General features: G+C 65.1%; 28 protein-coding genes. 12 read left to right on the forward strand and 16 right to left on the reverse strand.

Annotated elements, in window-relative coordinates; translation table 11 throughout:
• The first annotated feature begins 135 nt into the window (after positions 1-135).
• The 4 genes from OKW45_RS07915 (at position 136) to OKW45_RS07930 (ending at position 3181) form a co-directional block, all read left to right on the forward strand.
• A complete protein-coding gene (locus OKW45_RS07915; RefSeq protein WP_018425402.1) occupies positions 136-402 on the forward strand; it encodes a DUF4148 domain-containing protein in 267 nt (88 codons plus the stop codon).
• Between the two features lie 140 nt (positions 403-542).
• A complete protein-coding gene (locus OKW45_RS07920) occupies positions 543-1037 on the forward strand; it encodes a YaiI/YqxD family protein (protein ID WP_429467025.1) in 495 nt (164 codons plus the stop codon).
• A 165-nt stretch (positions 1038-1202) separates the two neighbouring features.
• Entirely contained in the window at positions 1203-2504 is a 1302-nt protein-coding gene (locus tag OKW45_RS07925; RefSeq protein WP_018425404.1) for an NCS2 family permease, read from the forward strand.
• Between the two features lie 143 nt (positions 2505-2647).
• Positions 2648-3181, forward strand: a complete 534-nt coding sequence (locus OKW45_RS07930) for a cytochrome b (RefSeq protein WP_429467027.1) — start codon at positions 2648-2650, stop codon at positions 3179-3181.
• A gap of 165 nt (positions 3182-3346) precedes the next feature.
• Here the strand turns inward: OKW45_RS07930 and OKW45_RS07935 are convergent, their stop codons facing one another.
• Positions 3347-3637, reverse strand: a complete 291-nt coding sequence (locus OKW45_RS07935; protein WP_026226687.1) for a DUF1488 family protein — start codon at positions 3635-3637, stop codon at positions 3347-3349.
• 305 nt (positions 3638-3942) lie between these two features.
• Here OKW45_RS07935 and OKW45_RS07940 point away from each other — a divergent pair, with 305 nt between their 5' ends.
• Positions 3943-4251 carry a 2Fe-2S iron-sulfur cluster-binding protein gene (locus tag OKW45_RS07940; RefSeq protein ID WP_429467029.1) on the forward strand — a complete coding sequence of 103 codons (309 nt, stop codon included), beginning with the start codon at positions 3943-3945 and terminating at the stop codon, positions 4249-4251.
• A gap of 54 nt (positions 4252-4305) precedes the next feature.
• Here OKW45_RS07940 and OKW45_RS07945 read toward each other — a convergent pair whose 3' ends face one another.
• Genes OKW45_RS07945 through OKW45_RS07955 form a run of 3 tightly spaced genes read right to left on the reverse strand, consistent with a single transcriptional unit; the run spans position 4306 to position 5469 of the window.
• Positions 4306-4500 (reverse strand): YqaE/Pmp3 family membrane protein, encoded by a 195-nt coding sequence (locus OKW45_RS07945; RefSeq protein WP_018425408.1) that lies wholly within the window; start codon positions 4498-4500, stop codon positions 4306-4308.
• A gap of 21 nt (positions 4501-4521) precedes the next feature.
• On the reverse strand, positions 4522-4764 hold the full coding sequence (locus OKW45_RS07950; protein ID WP_429467030.1) for a DUF1653 domain-containing protein: 243 nt from the start codon (positions 4762-4764) through the stop codon (positions 4522-4524).
• A 60-nt stretch (positions 4765-4824) separates the two neighbouring features.
• Positions 4825-5469, reverse strand: coding sequence for a helix-turn-helix transcriptional regulator (locus OKW45_RS07955; protein ID WP_018425410.1), 645 nt, complete (start codon positions 5467-5469; stop codon positions 4825-4827).
• 237 nt (positions 5470-5706) lie between these two features.
• Between OKW45_RS07955 and OKW45_RS07960 the strand changes: the two genes are divergently transcribed.
• The 3 genes from OKW45_RS07960 to infA all read left to right on the forward strand — a co-directional run bounded on the left by OKW45_RS07960 (position 5707) and on the right by infA (position 7207).
• The gene (locus tag OKW45_RS07960; RefSeq protein ID WP_018425412.1) at positions 5707-5925 is read left to right on the forward strand and encodes a hypothetical protein; all 219 of its coding nucleotides are present in this window, start codon (positions 5707-5709) and stop codon (positions 5923-5925) included.
• A gap of 595 nt (positions 5926-6520) precedes the next feature.
• Positions 6521-6802, forward strand: a complete 282-nt coding sequence (locus OKW45_RS07965; protein WP_429467032.1) for a hypothetical protein — start codon at positions 6521-6523, stop codon at positions 6800-6802.
• A gap of 135 nt (positions 6803-6937) precedes the next feature.
• Positions 6938-7207 (forward strand): translation initiation factor IF-1, encoded by a 270-nt coding sequence (gene infA, locus OKW45_RS07970; protein WP_018425415.1) that lies wholly within the window; start codon positions 6938-6940, stop codon positions 7205-7207.
• 301 nt (positions 7208-7508) lie between these two features.
• On the opposite strand, the gene OKW45_RS07975 is transcribed toward infA, so the two are convergent.
• A complete protein-coding gene (locus OKW45_RS07975; RefSeq protein ID WP_429469308.1) occupies positions 7509-7859 on the reverse strand; it encodes an FCD domain-containing protein in 351 nt (116 codons plus the stop codon).
• Between OKW45_RS07975 and OKW45_RS07980 the strand changes: the two genes are divergently transcribed.
• The 3 genes from OKW45_RS07980 (at position 7788) to OKW45_RS07990 (ending at position 10218) form a co-directional block, all read left to right on the forward strand.
• Complete coding sequence (locus OKW45_RS07980; protein ID WP_429469410.1) at positions 7788-8225, forward strand: MFS transporter; 438 nt, start codon at positions 7788-7790, stop codon at positions 8223-8225. The genes OKW45_RS07975 and OKW45_RS07980 overlap by 72 nt on opposite strands.
• A 258-nt stretch (positions 8226-8483) precedes the next feature.
• Positions 8484-9059 carry an ANTAR domain-containing response regulator gene (locus tag OKW45_RS07985; protein WP_429467034.1) on the forward strand — a complete coding sequence of 192 codons (576 nt, stop codon included), beginning with the start codon at positions 8484-8486 and terminating at the stop codon, positions 9057-9059.
• Between the two features lie 7 nt (positions 9060-9066).
• Entirely contained in the window at positions 9067-10218 is a 1152-nt protein-coding gene (locus OKW45_RS07990; RefSeq protein WP_429467035.1) for a CmpA/NrtA family ABC transporter substrate-binding protein, read from the forward strand.
• A 91-nt stretch (positions 10219-10309) separates the two neighbouring features.
• Here the strand turns inward: OKW45_RS07990 and rhaS are convergent, their stop codons facing one another.
• From rhaS to rhaM, 6 genes are all read right to left on the reverse strand, one after another.
• A complete protein-coding gene (gene rhaS, locus OKW45_RS07995; RefSeq protein ID WP_026226690.1) occupies positions 10310-11320 on the reverse strand; it encodes a rhamnose ABC transporter substrate-binding protein in 1011 nt (336 codons plus the stop codon).
• 39 nt (positions 11321-11359) lie between these two features.
• Complete coding sequence (locus OKW45_RS08000) at positions 11360-12391, reverse strand: ABC transporter permease (protein WP_018425423.1); 1032 nt, start codon at positions 12389-12391, stop codon at positions 11360-11362.
• Entirely contained in the window at positions 12384-13439 is a 1056-nt protein-coding gene (locus OKW45_RS08005; protein WP_018425424.1) for an ABC transporter permease, read from the reverse strand. Before OKW45_RS08005 ends, OKW45_RS08000 begins: the two co-directional genes overlap by 8 nt.
• Entirely contained in the window at positions 13436-14965 is a 1530-nt protein-coding gene (locus OKW45_RS08010) for a sugar ABC transporter ATP-binding protein (protein ID WP_429467037.1), read from the reverse strand. The genes OKW45_RS08005 and OKW45_RS08010 overlap by 4 nt, the downstream gene beginning before the upstream one ends.
• 48 nt (positions 14966-15013) lie before the next feature.
• The gene (locus OKW45_RS08015) at positions 15014-15907 is read right to left on the reverse strand and encodes an amidohydrolase family protein (protein ID WP_429467039.1); all 894 of its coding nucleotides are present in this window, start codon (positions 15905-15907) and stop codon (positions 15014-15016) included.
• Between the two features lie 74 nt (positions 15908-15981).
• Positions 15982-16299, reverse strand: coding sequence for an L-rhamnose mutarotase (gene rhaM / locus OKW45_RS08020; protein WP_429467041.1), 318 nt, complete (start codon positions 16297-16299; stop codon positions 15982-15984).
• Between the two features lie 119 nt (positions 16300-16418).
• Between rhaM and OKW45_RS08025 the strand changes: the two genes are divergently transcribed.
• Positions 16419-17414: a LysR family transcriptional regulator gene (locus OKW45_RS08025; RefSeq protein WP_018425428.1), complete on the forward strand. Its 996-nt coding sequence runs from the start codon at positions 16419-16421 to the stop codon at positions 17412-17414.
• A 19-nt stretch (positions 17415-17433) separates the two neighbouring features.
• Here OKW45_RS08025 and lra1 read toward each other — a convergent pair whose 3' ends face one another.
• The 5 genes from lra1 to OKW45_RS08050 all read right to left on the reverse strand — a co-directional run bounded on the left by lra1 (position 17434) and on the right by OKW45_RS08050 (position 21474).
• Positions 17434-18216 carry an L-rhamnose 1-dehydrogenase Lra1 gene (lra1, locus tag OKW45_RS08030; protein WP_018425429.1) on the reverse strand — a complete coding sequence of 261 codons (783 nt, stop codon included), beginning with the start codon at positions 18214-18216 and terminating at the stop codon, positions 17434-17436.
• Between the two features lie 57 nt (positions 18217-18273).
• On the reverse strand, positions 18274-19452 hold the full coding sequence (gene rhmD / locus OKW45_RS08035; RefSeq protein ID WP_429467043.1) for an L-rhamnonate dehydratase: 1179 nt from the start codon (positions 19450-19452) through the stop codon (positions 18274-18276).
• A 111-nt stretch (positions 19453-19563) separates the two neighbouring features.
• Positions 19564-20316: an SDR family NAD(P)-dependent oxidoreductase gene (locus OKW45_RS08040; protein ID WP_018425431.1), complete on the reverse strand. Its 753-nt coding sequence runs from the start codon at positions 20314-20316 to the stop codon at positions 19564-19566.
• 162 nt (positions 20317-20478) lie between these two features.
• Entirely contained in the window at positions 20479-20712 is a 234-nt protein-coding gene (locus tag OKW45_RS08045) for a hypothetical protein (protein WP_026226693.1), read from the reverse strand.
• Positions 20713-20856: 144 nt separating this feature from the next.
• Positions 20857-21474: a copper-binding protein gene (locus tag OKW45_RS08050; protein ID WP_429467045.1), complete on the reverse strand. Its 618-nt coding sequence runs from the start codon at positions 21472-21474 to the stop codon at positions 20857-20859.
• Positions 21475-21652: the final 178 nt, after the last annotated feature.

The following is a 21652-nucleotide window of genomic DNA, read 5'->3' on the forward strand; positions in this document are numbered from 1 at the left end:
TCACGTGGGGAACGAGGCTCGCGGCGGGTTCGATCTGCCGGCAGAAATGATGCGCTGCGTTCTACCGCCTTACCCGGCGCGCACCGATAAACCATATTGTGCCCGGCTGTTTTTTCCGCTCCGCAGGAGCCCGCCATGACTCTGTTCTCCCGCATTGGACTCGGCGCGCTGTTGGCCGCCGTGAGTATCAGCACCGTCTACGCGCAAGCGGTGACGCAGCCCGCCGACCCGTCGGCGCCGAAAACGCGCGCCCAGGTCCGCGCTGACCTTGTGGAATGGCTCGCCGCCGGCTACGATCCGTTGGACTGGATCGACTATCCGGAGAACGCGCAGCGCGCGAGCCGCATCGTCGCGCAACACCGCGAGCAGCGGCAAGGCAACGCCCCGACGACCGTGCAGTAAAGCGGTCGCGCCTTGCCTGGTCGCAGCCTGAATGCCGCCCGCCGCGGGCGGCATGGCGCGGCTTGCGTCGCGGCAAGGTATCATCCCGTCCCGCCATTCTCGACGCAGCAGACCAGCCGCACACGGCCGGAACCCGCACCATGCCAATCTGGGTCGATGCCGACGCCTGCCCGGCCGTCGTCAAGGACATGCTTTATCGCGCGGCGCGCCGGACCGGCATGCCGCTGACGCTGGTCGCGAATGCGTTCCTGCGCGTGCCGCCGTCGCCGCTGATCCGCGCGATTCAGGTGCCGTCCGGCTTCGACGCCGCCGATCAGTTGATCGTCGAGCGCGTCGTCGCGGGCGACCTCGTGATCACCGCCGACATCCCGCTCGCCGCCGCCGTGCTGGCAAAAAATGCCCACGCGCTCGATCCGCGCGGCAACTGGTACACGCCCGGCACGATCGAAGAACGGCTGCGCATGCGCTCGATGCTCGACCAGTTGCGCGCGAGCGGCGTCGACGCGGGCGGGCCGGCCGCCTTCAGCGCGCGCGATGGCAAGGCGTTTGCTGGCGAACTCGATCGCTGGCTCGCGCGTCAGGCGCCTCGCGGTGATGCGCAGGCGCCACAGTCGCACGGCAAACCGCCCGCCTGACGGGGCCGGGCGGCCTGCTGGCGCCGCCGCGGGCGCCGGGGCGCTGCCATTCGTGATTACAATTCCGCCGTAACCCCGCCGCGCGGCCTGCCTTGCCGCGCCGCGCTGTCACCGCCTCGATTACAAAAACACTGTCTGAACGACGAAAGAGAGAAAACCCGCCACATGGACTCGATCAAACGCTACTTCGGCTTCGACGCCGTCGACACTAACCTGCGCACCGAAGTGCTAGCCGGCGTGACCACTTTCCTGACGATGGCCTACATCATCTTCGTGAACCCGGCAATTCTCGGCGACGCCGGCATGCCGAAGAGCGCGGTGTTCGTCGCGACCTGCCTCGTGTCCGCGCTCGCGTCGCTGATCATGGGTCTGTACGCGAATTACCCGATTGCGCTCGCGCCCGGCATGGGCCTGAACGCGTACTTCGCGTACACGGTCGTCAAGGGCATGGGCTACACGTGGCAGGCCGCGCTCGGCGCGGTGTTCATCTCCGGGTGCCTGTTCCTGATCGTCACGCTGTTCCGCGTGCGCGAGGTGATCGTCAAGGGCATCCCGCATTCGATCCGCATCGCGATCACGGGCGGTATCGGTCTTTTTCTAGCGATCATTTCGCTGAAGTCGGCCGGCGTCGTGGTCGGCAATCCGGCCACGCTCGTCACGCTCGGCAATCTGCATGACGCGCACGTCGTGCTCGCCGCGATGGGCTTCTTCGGCATCGTGACGCTGGATCATATGCGTGTGCGCGGGGCGATCCTGATCGGTATCGTCGGCGTGACGATCCTGAGCTTTTTCTTTGGCGGCAACCAGTTTCACGGCATCGTGTCCGCGCCGCCGTCGATCGCGCCGACGCTGTTCCAGCTCGATATCCGCAGCGCGCTGTCGAGCGGCGTGCTGAACGTGGTGCTGGTGTTCTTCCTCGTCGAGCTGTTCGATGCGACCGGCACGCTGATGGGCGTCGCGAACCGCGCGGGGCTGCTGGTGGAAGGCAAGATGCATCGGCTGAACCGCGCGCTGCTCGCGGACAGCACCGCGATTCTCGCCGGCTCGATGCTCGGTACTTCGTCGACGACCGCGTATATCGAAAGCGCGTCGGGCGTGCAGGCCGGCGGCCGTACCGGCATGACCGCGATCACGGTCGCCGTGCTGTTCGTCGCGGCGCTGTTTTTCGCGCCGCTCGCCGAAGTGGTGCCGCCATATGCGACCGCGCCCGCGCTGCTGTACGTGTCGTGCCTGATGCTGCGCGAGCTGGTCGACCTGCCGTGGGACGACGCGACCGAGGTCGTGCCGGCCGCGCTGACCGCGCTGCTGATGCCGTTCACCTACTCGATCGCGAACGGCGTGGCGTTCGGTTTCATCTCGTACGCGGGACTCAAGCTGCTGACGGGCCAGGCGCGCCAGGTGAAGCTGGTCGTGTGGATCATCGCGGCGATTTTCCTGTTCCGGTATTTCTATCTCGGCAGCGAGTGAGGAAGTCGCGCGGTCGGGGGGCGAATGTGTCGTCGGGTTCGGGGACCGTTTATCATCCGATGTTTCGAATGACGCTCGACCGCGACCGACCGGGTCGCGACCGACCCGGTCGCAGCGGCACGGGTCGCCCCCCAGGAGCCTCGATGTCCTCATATAATCGCACGACGGACCGCTACACGAAGCCCGCGATTTTCTTCCACTGGATGATTTTTCTGCTGGTCGCGCTGGCCTATCTGGCCATCGAAATCCGCGGCCCGCGCGGCTCCGACAGCCGCGCGTTCTGGACCGGCGTGCATTTGTGGGCCGGCACGCTGGTGCTCGGACTGGCCGTGTTGCGGCTGCTGTGGAGATTGTGGGCCGGCGCGCCGGAGGAGCTCGAAAGCAATCGGCTGCTCGCTTTTCTCGGGCGCTCCGCGCACCTCGCGCTCTATGTGTTCATCTTCGCGCAGCCGCTGCTCGGCATGCTGATGGTCAATGCGGTCGGGCGGCCGGTGTCGCTCGCATGGACGGACATCGGCTTCACGCTGGTGCGTGCGGATTCGATCGCGCGGCCGCTGTTGAAGGACGCGCACGAGTGGCTCGGCAACTTGTTCTATTGGGTGATCGGACTGCACGCGCTCGCGGCGATCGCGCACCATGTGGTGTTCAGGGATCGGGTGCTGCGGCGGATCATTTGAAAGCAATGGAGTTGGCTGCGTGCCGCCGATGCATTGCACGCGGCCGCGGCTTACGCGCAGGCCAGCCAGTGGCAGCGACACCGGTGAATCCGAACTTCGCGCTTCGGCAGCAGTAGCGCTTGCCGAAGCTTCGGTACCGGTAGCCAGCCGATAACTTCAGATCGGTCAGTTACGCCAGTTCGCCTCGTAAAACCGCACGTAACCGCTTCTGAGCACGAGACACTGCGCGCGCGTTTCCGACAACAGCCGGCGCGTGGCGGCCTCGATGCGCGGCCGGTGCGCGTCGAACGCGACGATCATGTCCTCCAGCCGGGGCGACGCGGCGCCGAAGTGATCTTCGAGCGCTTCCGCGGTGATCATGCACTCCACCCTCTGCCCATCGACCATTGCCGGAAACGCCAAAGTAAGTTCGCGACCTGAATATTCAGGGGCTTCGTTCGGGAATTGGATCTGCATGGGAGTCACCTGGAAGAGTGCGCGCACGATGCGCTCGGGTAATGCACGCGCTGATTGCTTGCTATCGCGTCCGCCGCTCGTTCCTCCTTGTCCCATGCAGCCGACGCGGGCCGTCGCCTCGACGCGGCATCGTGAGTTCGCGCCACGCGGAGGTGAATTGATTCACTTTAGACGAGTTCGGGCCACGTGCAAGATTTCCCCGATTTTTTCTTGAAGGCGCGACTGACGCGCCGATGTTGCGGCGCGGCATAAAGCGGTGTCCGATCCCGTGTAAAGTGTCGCGCACCTAGTCATTGACTTGCACGATGTCCGCCCCCACCCGCCCGCCTGTGGTTCGCATCGAGCCGCTCGGCCAGAGCTTCGAAGCGCCCGATTCGCTGACGATTCTCGAAGCCGCCGCTTTCGCCAATCTGCGTTTGCCGCGTTCGTGCCGCAACGGCACGTGCCGAACATGCTTGTGCCGGATGACGTCTGGGCGTGTGCGCTACTCGATTGAATGGCCCGGCGTGAGCCGCGAGGAAAAGGCGGACGGTTATATCCTGCCGTGCGTGGCGGTCGCGGAAACCGACCTGGTGATCGAAGTGCCGGATGCGGTCGCGATACCGGCACGGTGAGCGGGAGCATGGGGGCCTGGCGCCGCGCTCGCCGACGCTCTCACGCGCTGTGTCTTATCGCGCGTTGCCCATTGCGCGGGCGATTTTCTTGTCCGTGTTGTACTGGCTCAGCGCATACACCGACCAGATGGCCGCCGGCACCCAGCCGATCACCGTGATTTGCAGAATCAGGCAGATGATGCCCGCAAACGGACGGCCGATCGTGAAAAACTGCAGCCACGGCAAAATGATGGCAAGCAAAAGACGCATTCGGTTTCCCTGTTCCTGTGATTACGGCAGCATGGGCGAGTCCGCGGGGGACGCATCTGCCTCGCTATTGAACTCATCGAGCGGCGCAAAACGCGGCACCTTGATACCTTCCTGCTCTACCAGCTCGAAAAACACCTTCGCTGGACGGGTCCAGATCGTACCATTGGCCGCCTTGTAGACGATCATCGTGACTGTCGGATCCGATTCGAGCGTGGCCTCGCAGACCAGTTCGTAAATGCCGCCTTTGTAGTGTCGGTAGCGCATGGTGTGTCTGTCCTTATTTGGGGCGTCATCGATGCACTTTCAAGCGCGGCGCGCCGGAGCTCAGCCGCCCTCTTTCATCTGCTTCAGGATCTTGTAGACGGTTGCGCGGCCCATCGTCAGCACCGCGGCCACGTAGTTCGCCGAGCTGCGGCCGCGAAACGCGCCCTGCGCGTGCAGCGCCTCGACGATTTCTCGCTTGTGCTCGCGCGTCAGCGCATTGATGCCGATCTGCCGGTCACGCAGCCACGTGTGCAGATACGTGTTGATGCGGTCCTGCCAGTCGTCGCGGAACAGATCGTCGGCAGGCGCGTCCGTCATCGCGCCGCCCTTGATGAACAGATCGAGCGTCGAGCGCACATCCTCGAACACCGCGATGTTGAAGTTCACGCACAGGATGCCGGCGGGCTTGCCGTCGTCGTCGAACAGGATGTTGCTCACGCAGCGCATGCGGCGGCCGTCCCAGTTCAGCTTCTCGTAGGGACCGATGGTCTGGCCGCGCGCCGCGAAGTGAGCGTCGTCGAGCACCGACGGCGCGCCCACCTCGAGCCGCGACAGATTGTTCACCAGATACGCGATGGTCTGATCGCGCAGATCGTGAATCACCACCTCGGCGCACGGATAGAGCAGCGCGGCGATGCCGTCGGCGATCGGCGCGTAGCGCTTCAGCAGCAGGTCTTTGACAGGAGACACGTTCGGGTTGCGCATGGAAAAAACGCGAGGTTCGAAGGAGGCGGCGCGCGATAGCGGATGACGACGAGGCCAGATGCCCGCAATGGATGCCGGCGCGCCCGCTCGGTCCGCAATTCAGGAAGTCGCCATTGTAGCGGCCTCGCGCTGGCGCCGCGAATCGATGCCGGACGGCTATTTTGTCTACCTCGCGAGCACATTTTTTTCGTGCGATAAACACTGATTCACCGACACCCAACCGAACGGAGCCAACCGATGGCCACACTCGAAGCGCTTCGCGCCGTGCTCGACGACAAGCGCACGCCGGAGATCATTCGCAACCACATCATCGATTCGCTGCAGTACGCGCTGCGCAACTATGGTCAGGTCTTCACGGCGAAGGAAGTCGAATGGCTGGCCGGCTGGGACGATGCGCGCCTGCCGCTGGTGGCCGCGCGCGAATTGCAGAAGCGCGTCGCCGAGACGTCGCGCTGACGCACGCGTTTCGGATAACGAGCCTCGCGCCCGCCACTCACGCGATTCGCGCGTCCGTCACCGGTCCCGCATCCGACACGACTTCGCCAACCGCCCGCGAAGCCCCGCCAGTCGGGCGTTCCGGTCGTGCGCTGAAGTTGGCACTATCCAATCAGCCCTATTTCGGGCATCATGTTGCAATTGTTGTACCTCGCACCCATATAGCACTGGCAGCACCAGGCAGTTTCAACCCGGCATCTCCGCACTACCCCCGACTGTTCGACCGCCCTCTATCTGCGATCCCGTCACTCCGGCAATGCGCCGCCCGCATTCGCCGTCGCGAGAAGTACACCGAGCGGTTCAGCATCATGCGTCCGGCGCCCGAATTGACGCGCGGCCTCAGCGTTTTTTCGGTCGAATCCGCGTTTTCGCGCGACCGCTCGGGCCATTGTCATTGAGCCCGCCGGGTCTAGCAGGCCTGTGCCAACCATTTTTATCGCGGCGCGCCCATCGGTGCTCCGCCGCCGGTCCGCGCCGTGACGCGTCAAAGGAGCGTCGCCGGGAAGCAGCGCCCCGCACGCGGCGCGTGGACCACGCAATACAGGACATGTTTCTCATGAATGCACCAGTCAGGACCTACAAGGGCTACGAAATTCACCCGCTCGTTTATCCGCGCCGCCCCGCGGGCGCGCAAGCGACCCGCAATCCGGGCGCCGGTTACGACGCTTCGGTGCGCATCTGTCGCGTCGGCGCCAATGCGGCGGCCGACGGCCGGGTATTTCGCCTGCAGTATCTGTTTCCGTTCGACGGCATGGGCAAGGCGCGCATCGCGTGCATGGCGCATGCGGAACGGCTGATCGACGGCCAGGTGAATGGTCAGTCGGTCAGCGATCTTTGAGCGGCGTCATCGGCGCGTCACTCATGTCGCGCAGCGTGCTTTCGGGCGCCGCTGCTTTTCAAACGAATCCACAGTCGCGCCGCTCGCAATGCCCGCGGCCGATTTCCCCTTTATCCCATCGACCAGGAGTTATGCATGGCGAAAGAAGAACTGCTTGAACTTGACGGTATCGTCGACGAAGTACTTCCGGATAGCCGCTACCGCGTGACGCTCGACAACGGCGTCGTGGTCGGCGCCTATGCGTCCGGGCGCATGCGCAAGAACCATATCCGTATTCTCGCGGGCGATCGCGTGACGCTCGAATTGTCGGTCTACGACCTGACCAAGGGGCGGATCAATTTCCGCCACAAGGACGAGCGTTCGAGTGGCGGCGGTGCGCCACGCCAGGCGGCGCGGCGGAGGTAAGCAGGGGTCGCGGCGCCGCCCTGCGTATCTGCGATGTTGTGCAGGCGATGCGGGCAGCCCGCCCGAACCCATGCGAAAGCGCGAGGCCCGACTGACTCGCGCCATACCTTCCGACTCCGCGTTCTGCCTGAACGCGCTACGTCAGCCTCGCCGCCCTAGCGCGTGAACTAGACGTCTTCCCTGACATTCGGGATGCTCGCCAGCGCTTGCTCGACCGTCGTACGCCGCAACACGCGCGGCGTCTTGGTTGGAATCTGGCGGCACGCCGCTTCGGTGACCACGCACGTCGCAGCGCGTCTCGCTAAACCCCAAACACCGCTCCCCAATCCTCCCCGCCCGCGCTCTTGCGCACCTGCTCGACCACCCTCTCCTCCAGCTCCGACAGATGCTCGCGCATCGCCGTCACCGCAGCCTGCAGGTTGTCGGCATCGAGTGCGTCGATGATCCGCGCGTGCTCATCGGCGGAACAGCTCGAACCCTTCGACGGATCGAACAGCGCCTTGTACAACTCTGTCTTCGCGACGAGTTGCCAGACCAGTCCAAGCAACCCGGTGCCGCCCGCCAGCTCCGTCAGCAGTACGTGAAACTGGCCGGCCAGGTGCACGGATTCATCGATGGCGCCCGCGCGCAGCGCCTTTTCCTCGCCGCGCACGTGCGCGCGCAAGCACCGCTTGGACTGCCCGCGCAGTCGGCTGACGTGCTCGGCCTGATCGCGTTGCCCGACGCCGCGCCGCTGCTGTGGATCGGTATCGCGGGCGCGGGGCTCGGCGGCGTGCTTTCGCTGACGCTCGTGACCGCGATGGATCATTCGACCGATCATCGCGTGGCCGGCCAGCTGGTCGCGTTCACGCAGGGCGTCGGCTTTATCGTCGCGGCGGTTGCGCCGCTCCTGGCCGGCATCGTGCGCGACTGGAGCGGCGGATTCGTCGCCGCGTGGATCATGCTCGCCGGCTGCATCGCCGCGATGATGGCGGTGACCTTGCTGTTTTCACCGCGCAGTTATTCGCGCTGGCTTTGAGGCTCCAAGGCTGCGGCCGCGACGAACGCGATGCGCCGCTTCGGTGCATCGGGCGCCCGCTGTCCCGCATGCCCCTCGCCGGTGCAGCGCGACCGACGTGGCCGCACCGTCTCTTTGGCGAACGATTCGCAGCGATCGTCCGCAATCGGCCCGCGCCATTCGCGCGCGCACTCTCTCACGCACCTCGCCAAGCCCGTCGCGCGAAGACTGGCATATCCATTGCTTTACTGGTAGTCAGATGTCCCTTCCCCTGACTCCATGCTGCGTGTTCTTCTTGTCACCGACACCGACAAACCCATCGGCGATCTGCGCGATGCGCTCGCCTGTCTCGGCTGCGAAATGCTCTCCGGCACCGCGACGCCGCAGGCGCTGCATCGCGCAGTTCAGGACGAGCGGCCCGATGTCGTCATCATCGATACGGAGTCGCCGTCGCGCGATACGCTCGAACAGCTCGCCGTGATGCACGCGACCGCGCCGCGCCCCGTGCTGATGTTCAGCCACGACGCGAACCAGCAACTGATCCGCGAAGCGGTCAACGCGGGCGTCACCGCGTATCTGGTCGAAGGCCTCGCGAGCGAGCGGCTCGCGCCGATTCTCGAAGTCGCGCTCGCGCGTTTCGCGCAGGAGTCTCAATTGCGCGAGCGGCTCGCGCAGGCCGAAAACGAACTGGCCGAGCGCAAGCTGATCGATCGCGCGAAACGCCTGCTAATGGATCAGCAGAAACTCACCGAACCGGCCGCCTACGCGAGTCTGCGCAAACGCGCGATGAACCAGGGCGTCAAACTCGCCGAGGTCGCGCGCGAGGTCGTCGCGTCGGCCGGCTCGCTCAAATGATGCGCTCATGAATCCAGCCACTTCCGTCACCGCGGCGGCCTTTGCCGAGCCGCCTGAAAAGACCCATCTGCGGCTCGGCTTCGTCGCGTTGTCCGACGCGGCGCCGCTGATCGCGGCGAAGCTGCTCGAGTTCGGCCATGCGCACGGGCTCACGCTCGAACTGTGCCGCCAGCCGTCGTGGGCCGCCGTGCGCGACAAGCTGCTAGCCGGCGATCTCGACGCCGCGCACGCGCTTTACGGGCTCGTGTATGGCGTGCAGCTCGGCCTCGGCGGCCCGCGCACCGACATGGCCGTGCTGATGGTGCTGAACCGCAACGGCCAGGCGATCACACTGTCGAATCGGCTCGCCGATGCGCTCGCGAAGCATGGGACATTGCGCGAGGCGCTCGCGACGCTCGGCCGCAAGCCGGTGTTCGCGCACACCTTCCCGACCGGCACGCATGCGACGTGGCTGTACTACTGGCTCGCGGCGCAAGGCGTCGATCCGTTGCGCGACGTTGACAGTGTCGCGATTCCGCCGCCGCAGATGGTCGCCGCGCTTGCCGAAGACCGGCTCGACGGTCTGTGCGTGGGCGATCCGTGGAATGAAATGGCCGAGGCGCACGGCGTCGGCAAAACGATCGCTTATTCGAGCGAGGTGTGGCCCGAGCATCCCGAGAAAGTGCTCGCCTGCCGACGCGATTTCGTCGATGCGCATCCGCGCACGACGCGCGCGCTCGTGCAGACCGTGCTCGAAGCGTGCCGCTGGCTCGACGGCGCCGGGCATCGCGACGAGATCGCCCGCTGGCTCGCGCGGCCCGATTACATCGGTATCGACGAGACGCTGATCGCGGCGCGGCTCGGCGACCACCTCGACACGGCGAACCCGCGCCGCCTGCCGATGCGTTTCTTCGACGACGGCGCGATCAACTACCCGCATCCATTCGAAGGCGCGTGGTTCCTCACGCAGTTCGAGCGCTGGGGGATCATCGACGCGCGCAACGACTACGACGCGGTCGCCGCGCGCATCAACCAGACGCAGTTGTATCGCGAGGCCGCCGCGCGCGTGAACGTGCGGGTGCCCGGCGAGGACGTCACAAGGGAACTGATCGATGGCGCGGTGTGGGGAAGCGGCTCACCATCCGCCGCTTATGCGCGGCGTTTCGCGATCCGCCGCTGAGCGGACCGCACGCGAAAGCCCCGAGATCCGCTGCGCTGACTGCCCACGCACCGCCAACGGGAATCAGGTGGACAGTCGGCGTTGCCGCAGCTCAGAAGTTGTACTTGTCGATGTTGCTCGCATCGAACGTGGTCGGCGGCCCGAGAATGATTTCGCCTTGCGCGCCGATCGTGCGCTTGCCGAGCTTGCCGGCGTCGAACGTTTCGCCCTCCTTACCCGTGATCTTGCCCGACGCGAGCGACGCCGCCGCGTACGCGGCCAGATAGCCGAGTTCGCTTGGGTCCCACAACTGGAACGCAGTCACGGTGCCGTTCTTCACGAACGCGCGCATCTGGTTCGGCGTGCCGAGGCCCGTCACCGCCACCTTGCCCTTGCTCGACGATGACGAGATATAGCGCGCCGCCGCCGCGATGCCGACCGTCGTCGGCGCGACGATCGCCTTCAGGTTCGGATACGCCTGCAGCAAGCCCTGGGTTTCGACGAAGGACTTCTGATCGTCGTCGTTGCCGTACGCGATCTTGACGAGCTTGATCTTCGAGTACTCCGGTTTCTTCAGTTCCTCCTGCATCCACTTGATCCAGGTGTTCTGGTTCGTCGCGTTCGGCGTCGCCGACAGAATCGCGAACTCGCCCTCGCCGCCCATCAGCTTCGCGACCAGTTGCACCTGGCCGCGGCCGATGCCTTCGGCGTTCGCCTGATTGACGAACAGCTGGCGGCCCTCGGGCGCGGTATCGGAGTCGAACGTGACGACCTTGATGCCCTGGCCCATCGCTTTCTTCAGATACGGCACGACCGCGTTCGCATCGTTGGCGGCAATCACGATCGCGTCCTGATGCTGCGTGATCAGCGTGTTGATGTACGACACCTGCGACGACGCGCCCGCATCCGACGGCCCCACCGCCTTGCCCACTCCGCCGAATTCCTTGATCGCCGCGAGTCCACCATCGTCGGCGATCACCTCGTAGGGGTTGTTGATCTGCTTCGGCACGAACGCGATCTTCAGCCCGCTTTTCAGTTCCGCGGCGAACGCGCCGCCGCAGCTGATCGCGAGCAACGCGGCGCAGAGCGCGGCCATGCCGGTGTGACGTAGAGGTTTGAACATGAAGTGTCTCCTGCGTTGTTGTTGGACAGAGAGGGGAAGCTAGGTTGCGGATGAAGAAGACGCGGCGGCGGACTTCGCGATGAAACGCCGGTCGCGCGCCGCGCGCCAGCGCGCGACGAGGTTCGGAATCAGCACTGACGCGAGCAGCAGCACGCCGGTCACGATGGTCAGCGTTTCGCTGGATACGTCGTCGAGTGTCAGCGCGTTCTTGAGCACGCCGATGATCAGCAGCGACAGCAGCACGCCGACCATCGAGCCGCGTCCGCCGAAAATGCTGACGCCGCCGAACAGCACCGCGGCGATCACCGACAGCTCGAAGCCCTCGCCGTTATCGCCGCGCGCGCTCGTGAAGCGCAGCGTATAGACGATGCCCGCGAGCGCGCTGACGAGACCCGACAGCACGAACAGGCGCAAGCGGATCTTCGCGACCTCGATGCCCGAGAACGCGGCGGCGGTCGGATTCGCGCCGATCGCATAGAGACTGCGGCCGAACGCGGTGGCTTGCAGCAGAACCGTGAACAGCACGGCGGCGACGATCACGATCACGAACGGCAACGGAATGAACGTGGGGCCAAGCGTGTTCATGCCGAACGCCGTATACGCAGCCGGAAAATCCGCGACCGCCTGATCGCCGAGCAGCACATACGCGAGACCGCGAAACAGCGCGAGCGTACCGATCGTGACCGCGAGCGACGGCAGGTTCAGCTTGACGATCACGAGGCCGTTCAGCAGGCCCGCCAGCGCGCCGGCGATCAGCACCACGACGATCACGACCGGCATCGGCAGACCCATGTGCCACAGCACGCCCATCAGCGCGCTCGACGCGCCCAGCACCGACGCGACCGACAGATCGATTTCGGCGGCGACGATGATCAGCGTCATCGGCAGCGCCATCAGCGCGATCTCGGTCAGATCGGCGAGCACGTTGCTCAGGTTCGCGCCGGTCAGAAACACCGGCGACAGCCAGCGGCCCAACACCAGCGACACGATCAGCACGATCACCAGCAACACTTCCCATTGCAGCGGCGTTTCGCGCTTGCGTGTGAGCAGCGCGGAATCGGGTTTAGCCATGATCGCGTTTCCTCATCATGCGTTTGGCGACGGAGCGGGCCAGCAGCGTATCGGCGGCGATCGCGGCGACGATCAGCGCGCCCTGGATCGCCTGCTCCCAGAACGGCGACACGTGCAGCACCACGAGCGCGATGCTGATCACGCCGAGCACGAGCGCACCGAGCGTCGCGCCGAGGATCGTGCCGACGCCGCCGGTGATCGCGACACTGCCGACCACCGCCGCCGCGACGACCTGCAATTCGATGCCCTTCGCGGTGCTGGCATCGACGGTGCCGAAGCGCGCGAGCCACAACGCGCCCGCAAAGCCCGCGATCGCGCCGGACAACAAAAAGCCCGACATCACGCGACGCTCGACGTTGACGCCCGCGAGCCGCGCGGCTTCCGGATTCGAGCCGATCGCATAGTGCTCGCGACCGCCGCGAAACTGCTTCAGATACACCGACAGGCCCGCGAGTACGACGATCGCGATCAGCGCGAGCGTCGGGATGCCGAGCAGTGTGCCGGTCGCGAGCCGCGAGTACGCATCGGGCAGACTGGTCGCGTTGATCTGGCCGCCGTGCACCCATGCGTAATCGGCGCCGCGAAAGATGTACAGCGTCGACAGCGTCGCCACCAGCGAAGGCACGCGCCCCACCGCGACGAGCAGCGCATTGATGCCGCCCGCGACGAGCCCGATCGCGAGCCCCGCGGCCAGCGCGACGAGCACCGGCATATGCGGGAACGCAACGTACAGGCTGCCCACCGCGTATGCGCTGATACCCACCGTCGAGCCGACCGACAGATCGATATGCCGCATCAGGATCACGACGGTCATCCCAGCCGTCAGCAGACCGATGATCGACACGTTCAGCAGCACGTCGCGCAAATTCTGCAGATTCAGGAACTGCGGCTTCGCGAGCCCGGTCCCCGCGATCAGCAGGATCAGCACGACGAACAACGTGGTTTCGCGGCTCTTCGCGACGCTCGCGACGAGGCCGCCCGATGAAGCGGCGGAACGCTTCGGCAGCGACTGCCGCACCGGCGCGGGATGGGTCGAATGGCGCATCATGCTGCACGTCCCAACGGTGAAAGTCCCTGACCGAGCGCGGCGCCCATGATGCGCTCCTCGTTCGCGTCGGCGCGCGCGAGCTCCGCGCTGATGCGGCCTTCGTGCATCACGAGCACGCGATCGGCCATACCGAGCACCTCGGGCAACTCGCTCGAAATCATCAGCACGGCCATGCCATCGCGCACGAGTTCGGCGAGCGCGCCATACACCTCGGCTTTCGCACCGACGTCGATGCCGCGCGTCGGTTCGTCGATGATCAGCACTTTCGGGCCGGTCGCGAGCCACTTGCCGAGCACGACCTTCTGCTGGTTACCGCCCGACAGCGTACCGACCGGCGCCCCCGGGTCGCCCGCCTTCAGGCGCAGACGCGTGCCCCACTTGTTGGCGAGCTGCGTTTCGCTGCGCGCCGAAATGAGCCCATGCCGAACGAGCCGTCCGAGCACCGTCATCGACGCATTGCGCGCGATGCTCAGTTCGAGCGCGAGCCCTTGCTGGCGGCGATCCTCCGGCACGAGCGCGAGCCCGCCGCGCACCGCGGCCGCGGGCTTGCCGGTGTCGAGCCGCTTGCCGGTCAGCCACACTTCGCCCGAATCGAGCGGATCGATACCGAAGATCGCCCGCGCGACCTCGCTGCGTCCCGCGCCGACCAGACCCGCGAGCGCGACGATCTCGCCGGCGCGCACGTCGAACGAGACATCCTTGAACACGCCGATGCGCGTCAGGCCGCGCACCGACAGACGCACGTCGCCCGGTGTGCAATCGGCCTTCGGATAGAACGTTTCCAGATCGCGGCCGACCATCTTTGCGACGATCGCATCGGTGCTCAGATCGGCGGTCAGCGCGTCGAAGACCTTCGCGCCGTCACGCATGATCGTCACGCGCTGCGTCAGCACGAATACTTCGTCGAGCCGGTGCGTGATGAACAGAATCGCGACGTCGCGTTCGCGCAGCTTCCGCACGATCGCGAAGAGCCGCTCGACTTCGGGCAGCGACAACGCGGCCGTCGGTTCATCCATGATCAGCACGCTCGCGTTCAGCGACAACGCCTTCGCGATTTCGATCACCTGCTGATCCGCGATCGACAGACCACGCACCAGTTGATCCGCGCGCAACTCGACGCCGAGCGACGCGAGCAGTCCGTCCACTTCGCGATGCATCGCGTCGTACTGGATGCGGCCGAAGCGGTCGACCGGCTGCCGGCCCATGAAGATGTTCTCCGCGATCGACAGATCGAAGAACAGCGTCGGCTCCTGATAGATGACAGCAAGCCCGGCGTCGCGTGCTTCGGCCGGTGTTGCGAAGCGGCGTGGCTCGCCGTTCACCAGCAACTCGCCGGCATCGGGCTGATGCACCCCGGCGAGAATTTTCACGAGCGTCGATTTGCCCGCGCCGTTCTCGCCGAGCAGCGCATGCACCTCGCCGGGCCACAGCACGAGGTCGCCGTCGGACAGCGCGCGCACCCGGCCGAAGGATTTGCTCGCGTGCCGCAATTCGAGTCGCGGCACCGCGGAAGGGGATGGCTGCACTGCGTGTCTCCTTTTTTTGCGGCTGTCTTCTCTTCGACGCGCGGCGCGTCAAATCCGGTAGTACCGTTCCGCGTTGCGCCGAAACAGCGCGTCCTTCTCATCCTCGCTCGCATCGCCAACGATCGCCGCATACGCGCGCCACAAATCCGTATACGAGCCAAACAGCCGGTCGACCGGAAAATTCGACGCGAACATCGCGCGTTCGACGCCGAACGTATCGATCGTTTCGAGCACATAAGGCCGCATGCTTTCGACGGTCCAGTGATGATCGAACATCGCGAGCCCGCTGATCTTCACCGCGACGTTCGGACACGCCGCGAGCAGGCGCATGCCTTCGCGCCACGCGCGGTAACCGGCCACGCTATTACGATCGACGAACATGCCCGCATGATTGACGACCAGAAGCGTGTCCGCATGCGCACGCGCCAAGGTGGCCGCCTCTTCCATTTGCGACGGATACAACTGCAGATCGAACGACAGGTCGTAGCGGCGCAGCAACGCGAAATGCTCGCGCCACCGCGGCTCGCGCATGTAATGACGGCCGACGTAATCGAACAGTTTGTTGTCGTGCACGTTGAGAATCTGCCGGATGCCGCGCGTATTCGCGAACGACGCATGCGCTTCGAGCAACGCGGGCGCATTTTGCGCGGACAGGTCCACGGCGGCGACGATCGCGTTCGGCATGCCGCGCGAGGCGTCGCGATCCGCGATCGACTGCAACCAGCGCGTTTCCTCGACGGGATCGGCCGGATCGTGATTCGCTTCGACGTGCACGAGCTTCAGCACGTCGATGTCACCCGCTTCACCGAGCAGATCGTCGAGCAGATAGTCATGCTTCAGATCGCGCGCATCGCCGACGAACGACACGCCCGGGTTCTCCAGCCACGGATAGCGATGCGTCTTCAGATCCCACAGATGGATATGCGAATCGACAACCTGCATGCGGCACCTTCGTCCGGTGAAAAGCGTTTCGAGGTTCGTGCGTCGTTGCGGGGTTCAACTGCGTTCAGCTCGACTCAATGACTGAGACGAAAGACCGGTTCGAGCGTCTGCGACAGCGGCGTGTGATCGGGCGCGGTCTGCATGATGTCGGCCATGTAATCCCACCATTTGCGCATCACGTCGAGTTGCGGCAACTGGTCCATCGTGTGATCGCTGGTGCGCGAGAGCACCGCGAAAAGAAGATGCGTGTCGGGGTCGAAGAAAATCCGGTAGTCGCGCACGCCGGCGTTGTGCAGCGCGTCAACGAGCTCGGGCCAGATCTGCGTATGACGCCGTTCGTATTCTTCGCGCATGCCGGGGTTCAGCACCATCCGGAAAGCGATTGTCTCCATTGCGGCCTGTCTCCTGTCGCTCTTCGAACGACTATAATTCCTGCATCGATAGCCTCTCAATCCGTTGTTGGGATTGGGCGATCCACAAACCGAATCGCACGGGCACTCCTACTGGCACCATGAGCCAACATTCAGCCGCCGTCGCACTCGTCAATCGTCTCAAGTTCAAGCATCTCGCCCTGCTCGTCGCACTCGACGACACCCGCAACCTGCATCAGGCCGCCGAGGCCGTCAACGTCGCGCAACCGAGCGCGAGCCGCATGCTCGGCGATATCGAGGAAGCGTTCGGCTTCCTGCTGTTCGAGCGCAACGCGCGCGGCATGACGCCGACGCCGCTCGGCGTCGTCACGCTCGCTTACGCGCGCCGTGCGCTTGCCGAACTCACACGCTTCGCCGAAGACCTCGATGTCAAACGCCGCGGCGGTCACGGCCAGTTGACCGTCGGCGCGATCATGGGCGCCGCGCCGGATCTGCTGGCGATGTCGGTCGCCGCGCTGAAGACCGAAAGCCCGCTGCTCAGCGTGCGCATCCTCGGTGAAACAAGCGATCAGGTCGTGCAATTGCTGCATCGGCGCGAGGTCGATCTCGCGCTGGGGCGCCTGACCAACCCTCTGCAGCACAACGACTTCAGCTTCGAGCCGCTCGCGCGCGAAACGCTGCTGCTCGTCGTTCGCGCCGTGCATCCGCTCGCGCGGCGCACGCGCATCACGTTGCGCGAACTGGTCGCGTGGCCGTGGGTTGCGCAACCCGTCACGAGTCCGGCGCGCGTGCTGTTCGAGGAAGAACTCGCGCGAGCCGGGCTCGCCACGCCAGTCAATCTGACCGAATGCGCGTCGATCTTCGCGACGCTGCAATTGCTCGAGAATTACGATGCGGTCGCGATGCTGCCGGAGTCGGTCGTGCGCGATCATGTGCGCGGCGGGCTGCTGGTCGCGCTGCCGCTCGAAATCGGCAAGAGTCTCGCGGGTTTCGGCATTCTCACGCGCAAGGAAGAGCAGCTCGCCGAGCCGGCGCTGCGCTTCATCGAACTGCTGCGCGGCTTCTCGCGCGACCTCGCGCGCGACAATCCGGCCGCCGCACCCGGCACGCCGACTACGCCCGTCACGGTCAATTGACGCCCGCATCGCGCGCCGCTTATTGCAGGTTCACGAACAGGCCGCCGTCGACGAGCAGCGCGGCGCCCGTCACATAGCGCGCGCGGTCCGACGCGAGAAACACGACGCAATCGGCGACGTCGTCGGGACGCCCGAGGCGGCCGAGCGGAATGCGCTTTTCGAAGTAGGCCTTCTTCGCTTCGTCGGCGAGATCTTCGGCGTTCAGATCGGTGGCGATCGTGCCCGGCATGACAGAGTTGCAGCGGATGCCGAACGGCCCCAACGCGATCGCGCACGACTGCATCAGCGAATGCACGCCGGCCTTGGTCGGCGTGTAATGCGTTTGCATGCCGCCGCCCACCAACGCGCTGATCGAACTCGTCGCGACGATCGCGCCGCCGGTGCCCTGCTTTTTCATCTGTTGCGCGGCAGCCTGCGTCACGAAGAACGCGCCGTTCAGATTGACCGCGACCGTCGATTCGAGCACCTCCGCCGGCATGTCGAGAAAAGCGTGAAACGGGCAGATGCCGGCATTGCTCGCGAGGACGTCGAGCTTGCCGAAAGCGTCGACCGTCCGTCGCACCAGCTCCTGGCCAGTGTCGCGCGCCGCGACGTTGCCTTCCACCGCGATCGCGCGCCGCCCCAACGCCTCGATTTCGCCGACGACTTCCTCGACCGCCGAGCGCCGGCCATACGATGCGTCGTTGTCGCCCCAGTAGTTGATCGCCACGTCCGCGCCTTCGCGCGCGCAGGCCACCGCGATCGCGCGTCCGATGCCGCGCGAGCCGCCGGTGACGATCACGACTTTGTCCTTGAGCAGCACCTTGGTCTCCTTTGCGGCGGTTCGCCGTTCGGCACAGATTCAAAACGTTCGACCCGTTCAATGCTGATAAGGCCGCACCAGCGCGCATTCCGGATTGAGCCGCACGCCAAAGCCCGGCGTGTCCGGCACCTTCATGCGCCCGTTCACCGGCACCGGCTCGTCGAGCAGCAGCGGACTGAACATCGGCACGACTTCGTCGGCTTTCGGCGCCATCATCAGAAACTCGGAGAACGGCGAGTTATGGCGCGTGACGACGAAGTGATAGCTATACACCGACGACCCATGCGGCACCACCATCACGTTGTGCGCATCGGCGAGCGCGGAAATCTTGATCAGCTCGGTGATGCCGCCGCACCAGCCGACGTCGGGCTGGATCAGATCGCAGCACTGCATCTCCAGCAGCATCCGGAAGCCCCAGCGCGTCGCCTCGTGCTCGCCGGTCGACACCATCATGCCGCGTGGCACGTTGCGGCGCAGTTCGGCGTAACCCCAGTAATCGTCGGGAGGAAGACATTCCTCGACCCATTTGAGGCCGTATTCGTGCGCGCCTTGCGCGAGCCGCGTCGCGTAGCGCACGTCGAGGCTCATCCAGCAGTCGTACATCAGCCAGAAGTCGTCGCCGACGCGCGAGCGCATGTCGGCGACCTTGTCGAGGTTTTGCCTGAGTCCGTCTTCGCCTTCCGCGGGACCATGCTGCAACGGCAGCTTGCCGCCGATGAAGCCCATCTCCTTCGCGAGATCGGGCCGCGCGCCGGTCGCGTAGAACACCAGCTCGTCGCGCACCGGGCCGCCCAATAGTTGATACACGGGCTCCTTGCGAACCTTTGCGAGCAGATCCCACAGCGCGAGATCGACACCGGAAATCGTGTTCAGCACGACGCCCTTGCGCCCGTAGTACAGCGTCGCGAAGTACATCTGATCCCACATCTTCTCGATGTCGGTCACCAGCTGCCCTTCGAGAAAACGCGCGAGATGCTTTTCGACGATGAACGCGCCGATCTCGCCGCCGGTCGTCACCGCGAAGCCCACGGTGCCGTCGCTCGCTTCGATCTCGACGACCAGCGTGCCGAGCACATTGATGCCGAACGACTGGCGGCTCTGGCGGTACTCGGGATAACGCGCCATCGGCGTCGCGATGTGATCGTCGATCCAGTGTCCGCCGGCCTGGTCGTGATAGTCCGCGCCGCCGCCGCGAACGATGAAGGCACGCACGTGCCGGATGGTAGGCATGGCCATGAAAGGGCTCCGTGAGAGAGGCGTCGAAGCGGCTCGACAACGCGCGTTCGACGCGTGTGCAATACGCTGCGGGACGTGAGCACTGCGTGAGCAATGCACGGGGCAGCGCGCTCAATAGGTGGCGCGGCCGCCCGACAGGTCGAATACCGAGCCGGTGCTGAAGGCGCAGTCTTCGGAAGACAACCACAGGATCAGCGACGCCGCTTCTTCCGGCAGCAGGAAACGGTTCATCGGAATCTTCGACAGCATGTAGTCGATGTGCTGCTGCGACATCGAATCGAAGATTTCGGTCTTGGCCGCGGCCGGCGTGACCGCATTGACGAGGATGTTTCTGGTCGCGAGTTCCTTGCCGAGCGACTTGGTGAGCCCGATCAACCCCGCTTTCGACGCGCTGTAGTGCGAAGCATTCGGATTGCCCTCCTTGCCCGCCACCGACGCGATATTGACGATGCGGCCGTAGCCCTGCTTCAGCATCTGCGGCACGACCGCGCGGCAGGTCAGGTACGGGCCGATCAGATTCACGTCGATCACGCGGCGCCACATGTCGGGCGCAAGTTCCCAGGTCGTGCCGTTGCCGCCGGTGATGCCCGCGCAGTTGATCAGCACGTCGATCGAGCCGTGCTCGGCCACCGTTTGCGCGGCGGCCTGCTGGACCGCGGCGTCGTCGGTCAGCTCGACTGTGACGGCGCTCACCTTGCCGAGTTCGCTCAGCTCGCGCTGACTGCGCTCGAGCCGTTCGCTATCGACGTCCCACAACGCGACCGACGCGCCCGAGCGCAACGCCCGCTGCGCGACCGCGTAGCCGATGCCACGCGCGCCGCCGGTGATGACGACCGTGCGCCCCTCCAGATCGATCCGATTCATTGCTGTGCTCCTGTGGGCCGCCGTGCGGCGTGCCATCGAGTAGTTGTATATCGCTGCAGCCAATATACGGACGGTGCGATGCGCCAACAATTCGACTATTGGAGGGGGCGATAGCAAAAGTGGATCGGCTGCGGGAGCGAGCGCTAAAGGAAAGCGAAGCGGCTAATCCCCGGCAGCGACGAAAAGCATCGACACATACAGAATGGTCGACACGACGATGATGCCGACGCCGAGCAGCACCTTGGTCTGGTCGAAGTTGATCCCGCCGATGATCGCAATGCCGATCCCGAACACCGACGACAACGTGCCGAGCGCCGCGAGGCCCACGTGTATCTTGCTGCGGACCAGCCGTTTGCGCTCCGATTCGGCAGTGGTTTCCGTTTCGCTCCGTTCCATTCCCCGCTCCTTCGCGCGCGACGCGATGACCATCGTGAAACCTGAGCCGCAATGGCCGGTGCGACGTCGAACCGCCGGTTGCGGTTCGACGCCGCGCACCTCGATACGCTTCAGCGTAGTTTATTTAAGCCTTCTCGATCGCCGTTATTTGACGTCCGCGTCATTGCGCGACACCGACGCCGCGATGGCAGAGACGAAGACCGCGCGCACCGAATCGCCGACCTTCAGTTTCTCGAGCGCAATGTCCGGCGCCACGTCGAGCGTTTCCGTGCGCGACGGCCCACGCAGCGTGATCGTGCGCTTCTTGCGATCGATCTTGCGCACCGTCGCGACGACCTCGACGCGCCGCGCCGATGCAACGACACCGTTGGACGCAGGCTGCGTGACTTCGGTATCGATGCGCTGGCGGATTCCGTTCGGCGCGAGTTTGTCGACACCGACCAGCACCGCCTTCTTGTACGCAATCGTCACGACGTCGCCGACATGCAGCTTGCTGACGTCGGCGGCTTGCGGATTCACGTCGAAAGTTTCCTCGCTGCCTTGCGGGCCGCGCAGCGTCACGCTGTTCGTCGCGGGATCGATCGCGACGACGCGCGCCTGAACGTGCAGCAGCGCCGCGGCGCCAATTGCCCGCTGTTCCGGCGCGGACGCTGCCGCGCTGCCCTGTGCCAGCGCCGGACCCGCCGCCGCGACGCAAACCACCAACGCAACCGCGATCGCCTTCACCCGCATGAGCCCGGAGACCGTTGAATTGAAAGCCATGAAATGCTCCTTTTGATCGCGTCGTTGTTACGGCAAATGTTTTGTCGCAGATCGCGTACTACGCTTGGCACCGGCAGGTGCAGTCGCTTCGAATAAAAATAAAAATCGACTATTAATCGCTTTTATCGGACGGGGTTATGCTTTTTGAAACCAATGGCGGTTCCTGTCTAATGCGTCG

It is taken from the genome of Paraburkholderia lebeckiae (assembly GCF_050436225.1).
Taxonomy (GTDB): Bacteria; Pseudomonadota; Gammaproteobacteria; order Burkholderiales; family Burkholderiaceae; genus Paraburkholderia; species Paraburkholderia tuberum.